This is a genomic window from Salipiger marinus, from assembly GCF_900100085.1.
GTDB classification, from domain to species: domain Bacteria; phylum Pseudomonadota; class Alphaproteobacteria; order Rhodobacterales; family Rhodobacteraceae; genus Salipiger; species Salipiger marinus.
Genome location: NZ_FNEJ01000026.1, coordinates 73253 through 79585 on the forward strand (window position 1 = coordinate 73253; position 6333 = coordinate 79585).

Here is a 6333-nt window from a genome sequence, read left to right on the forward strand (position 1 = left end):
TCTGCCCCCGCCCCTGCGGGGCTCCCCCGGAGTTTAAGGGCAAGATGAAAGGGCAGGGCGTGGCGGTCTTTATCGGAGCGGAGATTTATCGCGGCTCGCGCTATGGCGCGGTGCATCCGCTGTCGATCGAGCGGGTGCCTGCGGTGATCGACCTGTGCAGGGCGCTGGACTGGCTGCCGCGCGAGGTCTGGCGCACCAGCCCGCGCGCCAAGGCCGCCGCCCTGCGCGGCTGGCATGGCGCGCAGTATGTGGCAGCACTGGAGGCGGCGGAGCGCGCGGGCGAGGTGTCGGCGGAGGTGCGGGAGCGCCACGGGCTGGGCACCCATTCGAATCCGGTCTTTCCCGAGATGTTCCGCCGTCCGGCCACGGCAGTGGGGGGCGGGCTGCTGGCGGCGGAACTGGTGGCGCGCGACGGCGGCGTGGTGTTCAATCCCGGCGGCGGCACCCATCACGCGCTGCCCGACCGCGCCAGCGGCTTCTGTTTTCTCAATGAGCCGGTGCTGACCATCCGTCATCTGCTGCGGCTGGGGCTGCGCCGCGTCGCCTATGTGGATATCGACGCGCATCATGGCGACGGGGTGGAGCTGGGCTTTGCCGGGTCGGAACAGGTGCGGGTGATTTCGGTGCATGAGGCGCGGCGCTGGCCCTTCACCGGCGCGCTGGAGGAGGCGGCGGGGGGGGCGGCCTTCAACCTGCCGGTGCCTGCGGGGTTCAATGACAGCGAATTTGCGCTGGTGCTGGAGGAGATGATCCTGCCTGCGGTGGCGGCCTTCCGGCCTGACGCGATCTTTCTGCAATGCGGCGCCGATGCGGTCAGCGAGGATCCGCTGGCGCGGCTGACGCTGTCGAACCTGTCGCACCGGCGGGCGGTGCGGGCGCTGCGCGGGCTTGCGCCGCGGCTGATCGTGTCGGGCGGGGGCGGCTACAATCCGTGGACGGTGGCGCGGCTCTGGTCGCTGGTCTGGGCGGAACTGTCGGGGCAGGAGGTGCCGGAGCATCTGCCGCAGGCAGCCCAGGCGGTGCTGCGCCGTCAGGTCTGGGCGCGGCGCGGTCAGCCCGGCGAGGTGCTGCTGACCACGCTGGCCGATGCCCCGCGCGAGGGTCCGATCCGCGACGAGATCCGCCGTGACGTGGCCGTGCTGCGACAGCGCATCCGAGCTGACATCTGTTCTGGGGGAGAGGATGGAGCGGGTAGCGGGAATCGAACCCGCGCCAAGAGCTTGGGAAGCTCGTGTGATACCATTTCACCATACCCGCGTCTGAGGCTGAAATAGCGGCAGGGCGGCGCTGTTGCAAGATGAAAAATCGCCGCGCGGGCGGGGGCGTGCACGGCTCTGTGATGGGGCGTGGGCTTGCCGCTGGCGCGGTTCTGGCAAAGGTGTTGCGCCATGAGCCATGTGATCCCCCCCAACCGCCGCGCCTTTCTGCTGGGCGCCTCCGCCTGTCTTGCCACGCCTGCGCTGGCGCAGGCCCGGCCTTGGGCCGCGCGGGTGCAAGGCCTGTCGCAGCTGCATGCGCTGGTGCTGCGGCAGGGTGGGCAGGAGATCTTTGCCGAGGCCTATCGCGGGCCGGGGCTGGACCGCATCACCAATGTCAAATCGGTGTCCAAGACGCTGGTGGCGCTGCTGACCGGCATCGCCATCGACCGGGGCGATCTGCCCGGGGTGGAGGCGAAGGTGCTGCCGCTGCTGGGGCGGGATCCGCGCGGCGACAGTCTGGATGATCTGACCGTGGGGCATCTGCTGTCGATGCAGACCGGGCTGGTGCGCACCTCTGGGGCCAGCTACGGCGCGTGGGTGTCGAGCCGCGACTGGCTCGCCACCGCGCTGGAGCCGGAGCCGGAGGCGGAGCCGGGCGGGCGGTTCATCTATTCCACCGGCGGCTGGCATGTGCTGGGCGCGGTGCTGGCGGACGCCACCGGCCTGAGCCTGCTGGATCAGGCGCGCGCCCGGCTGGGGGCGCCTTTGGGCGTGGATTTTGCGCCTTGGGTGCGCGATCCGCAGGGGCGCTATCTGGGCGGCAATGACATGGGGCTGAGCCCGCGCGGCCTGTCGCGCATCGGGCAGATGGCGCTGCAGGGCGGGCGCTGGGACGGCGCACAGGTGGTGCCGGAGTCATGGCTCGACACTTCGTGGCAGGCACGGGCGCGCTCGCCGTTTTCCGGCGACCAGTATGGCTATGGCTGGTTCCTGACCACGCTGGCGGGGGAGTCTGCCGCCTATGCGCGCGGCTATGGCGGGCAGATGCTGGTGGTGGTGCCGGGGCGTGATCTGGTCCTGACCATCACCTCCGACCCGACCCTGCCCGCCCGGTCCGAGGGGCATTTCGGCGATCTGCGCGAGCTTGCCGCGCAGATCGTGGCCGAGGCCTGAGGGTCAGTCCGCCAGCTTCACCAGAGCGTGGCGTTTCTTGCCCGCCGACAGCTTGACCGGCTGCGCAAGGGCTGCGGCATCCAGCATCAGCCCGGCATCGGTCAGCGGCGCGTCGTCAAGCCGCGCGCCGTTTTCCACGATCAGCCGCTTGGCCTCCTTGCCGGATTTGGCAAGGCCCGCGCGCACGATCAGCTGCACGATGGACAGGCCCTCGCCCAGTTCCGCCGCCGACAGTTCCACCGTCGGCAGATCGTCGCCCACGCCGCCCTTCTCGAAGACCTCGCGCGCCGTGGCCTCTGCCGCCGCCGCAGCCTCGGCGCCATGGCAGAGCGTGGTCACCTCATTGGCGAGCACGATCTTGGCGGCGTTGATGTCCGACCCTTCAAGGGCCGCAAGCCGGTTGCATTCTTCCAGCGGCAGTTCGGTGTAAAGCTTCAGGAAGCGGCCCACATCGGCATCGGTGGTGTTGCGCCAGAACTGCCAGAATTCGTAAGGGCTCAGCATGTCGGCATTGAGCCACATGGCGCCGCCCTGCGATTTGCCCATCTTGCGCCCGTCGCTGGTGGTCAGCAGCGGTGAGGTCAGGCCAAAGATCTGCGCATCCAGCACCCGGCGGGTCAGGTCGATGCCGTTGATGATGTTGCCCCACTGGTCCGATCCGCCCATCTGCAGCACGCAGCCATAGCGGCGGTTCAGTTCAAGGAAATCATAGGCCTGCAGGATCATGTAGTTGAATTCGAGGAAGGACAGCGACTGTTCGCGGTCCAGCCGGGATTTCACCGACTCGAAGGCCAGCATCCGGTTCACCGAGAAATGCCGCCCGATGTCGCGCAGGAATTCCAGATAGTTGAGCCCGTCCAGCCATTCGGCATTGTTGAGCATCAGCGCTTCGGTCGCACCGTCGCCATAGGTCAGGTATTTGGCGAAAACCTGCTTCATGCCGTCGATATTGGCGTCGATCTGGTCGGGCGTCAGCAGCGGGCGCTCGTCGGCGCGGAAGGACGGATCGCCCACCTTGGTGGTGCCGCCGCCCATCAGCGTGATGGGGCGGTGTCCGGTTTTCTGCAGCCAGCGCAGCATCATGATGTTGAGCAGATGGCCCACATGCAGCGATTTTGCCGTGGCGTCATAGCCGATATAGGCGGTGACGACCCCCTGTGACAGCGCCTCGTCAAGGCTCTGGTAATCGGTGCAGTCGGCAAGATAGCCGCGCTCCATCATGACGCGCATGAAGTCCGATTTGGGATGGTAGGTCATCGGGGATCCCCTCTATAGTCCGCCCGTTTCTATAAGGCTGAGGGCGTCGAAGGTGAAGGGCAATCACGGGCACGGATCGAAAAGCGGCGCAGGCCCGGTCTGGGCGCTTGGCTGCATGTCGGGAACCTCGCTTGACGGGGTGGATGCGGCGCTGATCCTGACGGACGGTGCAGAGATCGTGGAGTTCGGGCGCAGCGGCTACCGCCCCTATACCGAGGCGGAGCGCGCGGTGCTGCGCGGCGTGCTGGGCCGCTGGCCGGGCGATCCGGGGCTGGAGGCGGCGCAGGAGGTGATCCAGCGCGCCCATGCCGAACTGCTGCGCGACTTCCCCGAGGCGGAGCTGGTGGGCTTTCACGGCCAGACGCTGGCGCATGATCCCAAGGGGCGCGGCACCCATCAGCTGGGCGATGGCGGGATGCTGGCCGAGGCGCTGGGGCGCCCTGTGGTGTGGGATTTCCGCTCCGCCGATGTGGCGCTGGGGGGCGAGGGCGCGCCGCTTGCGCCGTTTTTCCATTTCGCCTGCGCCCGCCGCATCGGCGCCAGCGATCCCGTGGCCTTCCTGAACCTTGGCGGGGTCGGCAACCTGACATGGATCGACCCGTCGCAACCGGCCCCCGAGGCGGAGGGCGCGCTGCTGGCCTTTGACACCGGCCCCGCCAATGCGCCGATCAACGATCTGATGATGGCGCGGCGCGGGCTCGACTGCGACCGCGACGGGGCGCTCGCCGCCACGGGCCGGGTGGTGGAGGGCGCTCTGGAGCTGTTTCTGGAGGAGACATACTTTCGCCGGATGCCGCCCAAATCGCTGGATCGCGACGATTTTGACCTGATGCTCGATCTGGTGCGCGAACTGTCGGATGCGGATGCCGCCGCCACCATGACCGCCATGGCCGCTGCCGCCGTCATGCAGGGGATGGAACATTGCCCGGTGCCGCCCGCGCGGCTGCTGGTGACGGGGGGCGGGCGGCTCAACCCGGTGATGATGGCGATGCTGCGCGCAGGGCTCGACTGCCCGGTCGAACCGGTGGAAGCGGTCGGACTTGATGGCGACATGCTGGAGGCGCAGGCTTTCGGCTATCTCGCGGTGCGGGTCGCGCGCGGCTGGCCCACCTCGGCCCCCGGCACCACCGGGGTTGCCGTGGCGGTGGGCGGCGGGCAGATCGCGCGCCCGGATCAGCCGGCCTGAGCCCCGCTGCCGCTGCGGGGCCGCGCGGCCCGCAGCGCCTCCAGCCTGCGTCGGAAGCGCGGCGCGTTGAAGCGGCGGGTGACATTGACGCAAAGCGCTTCGGCCAGCGTCAGACGGTCCGTCGCTTCCAGATGGGCGAGCAGGCGGCGCAGATAGGGCGGATGGTCGCGCCGCGCCCGCAGCAGCCTTGCAAAACTGGCGCCATCCAGCCGGTCCTCGGCCAGAGCGGTCAGCAGCGGCAGGATCAGATCCAGATCCAGCAGATCGCCCTGCAGCGCGTCGCCCATGAAGGGCAGGCGCAGCCGGGTCACGCCCTTTCGTTCGAAAAGGGCGGCATGCATGGCATCCAGCCGCTCCCGCGGATCAAACAGCACGAAGGCCTGCCGGGCGGCATCCAGCATGTCGGGCGCATAGCCATAACGCGAGGTGAAATCGAGCCTTCGGCGGTCGGTGAACCGGTCATCCCAGCCGGTGACGCGCGGATCCAGCGTCGCCTGCGGCTGGATCACCAGCACCTGCGCGCCGGGGGCCGTCACCGAATAGGCGGCGGCGGCATAGCCGCAGGGGCCCGCGCCGTAAAAGATCACCCGCTCGAAATCGTCAAAGAACCCGTCATCCAGAAGCTGGTCGAAAAAGCCGTAGACCTTGGGATCGCGGAACCATGTGTCGGAGGTGGCGAGCAGCGCCAGATGCGACCAGCCCCCGGCGGACATGATTTCCCATCCCAGCGGGGTCGCGGTTTCGGAGAGGGCGGCGATGCCGGGCAGGGTCTCGAAGGTGACCAGCAGCGTGTCGCCATCCTCCACGAACACGGCGTGATGGGACGGCCCCAGCGGTTCGTAAAAGCCGTGATCCTCGCCCTTGGCCGCGACCTCGGCCAGCCACTGCGCCTGTGTCAGCCCGGTCAGATCGACCGTGGAAAGATCCGCTCCGTCCTGCATCCTGCCTGACCCTTTGTCCTGCTGCGGCCTTCAGGCCCCCGACGCCGTTCCAGCGCCACATTGTGACACATTGCCCGGGGTTTAAGGCGAAAATATGCACAAAGCGGGGTAATGCTGCGATCCCCGGCGCCGTGCAAACCGGAAAGGGGGCTGCGCGCCGATACCGCGCGCCGCGCCAGCCACGGCAGTGGCGTCCAGCGCCTGATCAGCCACCGCATGGCGGTCACGCTTCGGGGTGTGGCCGTGGCGCAGGCCGCCCGTGACCTCGATGTGGCGGAGAGCGTGTTGCGCCGCTGGATGCGGGAGCTGACCGCAACCCCTGCTGTTGCCTTTCCCGGGAACGGGCAGTTGCGCGCTGATCTGGCCGAGATTTCATCCTTGAAGAAAGAGGTCGCCCGGCTCAGGGCGGAGCGTGACATCCTGAAGAGGGCGGCAGCTTTTTTCGCGCGGGAGGTGATATGAGGTTCGCCTTCATCGCCCGGCACCGCCACATCTGGCCGGTCAGTTGGCTCTGCAAAGCTCTGGAAGTCTCGCGTTCGGGCTTTCACGCCTGGCTCAACCGGCCAGCCAGCACCCG

4 protein-coding genes, 1 tRNA gene and 2 pseudogenes are annotated in these 6333 nt (G+C 68.4%); 4 read left to right on the forward strand and 3 right to left on the reverse strand.

The features are described from left to right. Positions 1–44: 44 nt before the first annotated feature. A pseudogene (locus tag BLR51_RS22345) lies at positions 45–1154 on the forward strand (arginase family protein); the annotation flags it as partial. Positions 1155–1183: 29 nt separating this feature from the next. Here BLR51_RS22345 and BLR51_RS22350 read toward each other — a convergent pair. Then, a tRNA-Gly gene (locus BLR51_RS22350) sits at positions 1184–1257 on the reverse strand. 131 nt (positions 1258–1388) lie between these two features. On the opposite strand from BLR51_RS22350, the gene BLR51_RS22355 reads away from it, so the two are divergent. After that, positions 1389–2372: a serine hydrolase domain-containing protein gene (locus tag BLR51_RS22355; protein ID WP_089851179.1), complete on the forward strand. Its 984-nt coding sequence runs from the start codon at positions 1389–1391 to the stop codon at positions 2370–2372. 3 nt (positions 2373–2375) lie between these two features. Here the strand turns inward: BLR51_RS22355 and tyrS are convergent, their stop codons facing one another. After that, positions 2376–3629: a tyrosine--tRNA ligase gene (tyrS, locus tag BLR51_RS22360; protein ID WP_089851182.1), complete on the reverse strand. Its 1254-nt coding sequence runs from the start codon at positions 3627–3629 to the stop codon at positions 2376–2378. Between the two features lie 115 nt (positions 3630–3744). Here tyrS and BLR51_RS22365 point away from each other — a divergent pair, with 115 nt between their 5' ends. After that, a complete protein-coding gene (locus tag BLR51_RS22365) occupies positions 3745–4815 on the forward strand; it encodes an anhydro-N-acetylmuramic acid kinase (protein ID WP_089851192.1) in 1071 nt (356 codons plus the stop codon). On the opposite strand, the gene BLR51_RS22370 is transcribed toward BLR51_RS22365, so the two are convergent. Then, positions 4803–5756 carry a phosphoadenosine phosphosulfate reductase gene (locus BLR51_RS22370; protein WP_089851183.1) on the reverse strand — a complete coding sequence of 318 codons (954 nt, stop codon included), beginning with the start codon at positions 5754–5756 and terminating at the stop codon, positions 4803–4805. The genes BLR51_RS22365 and BLR51_RS22370 overlap by 13 nt on opposite strands. Positions 5757–5972: 216 nt before the next feature. Here BLR51_RS22370 and BLR51_RS22375 point away from each other — a divergent pair. Continuing rightward, positions 5973–6333, forward strand: a pseudogene (locus BLR51_RS22375) (transposase); the annotation flags it as partial.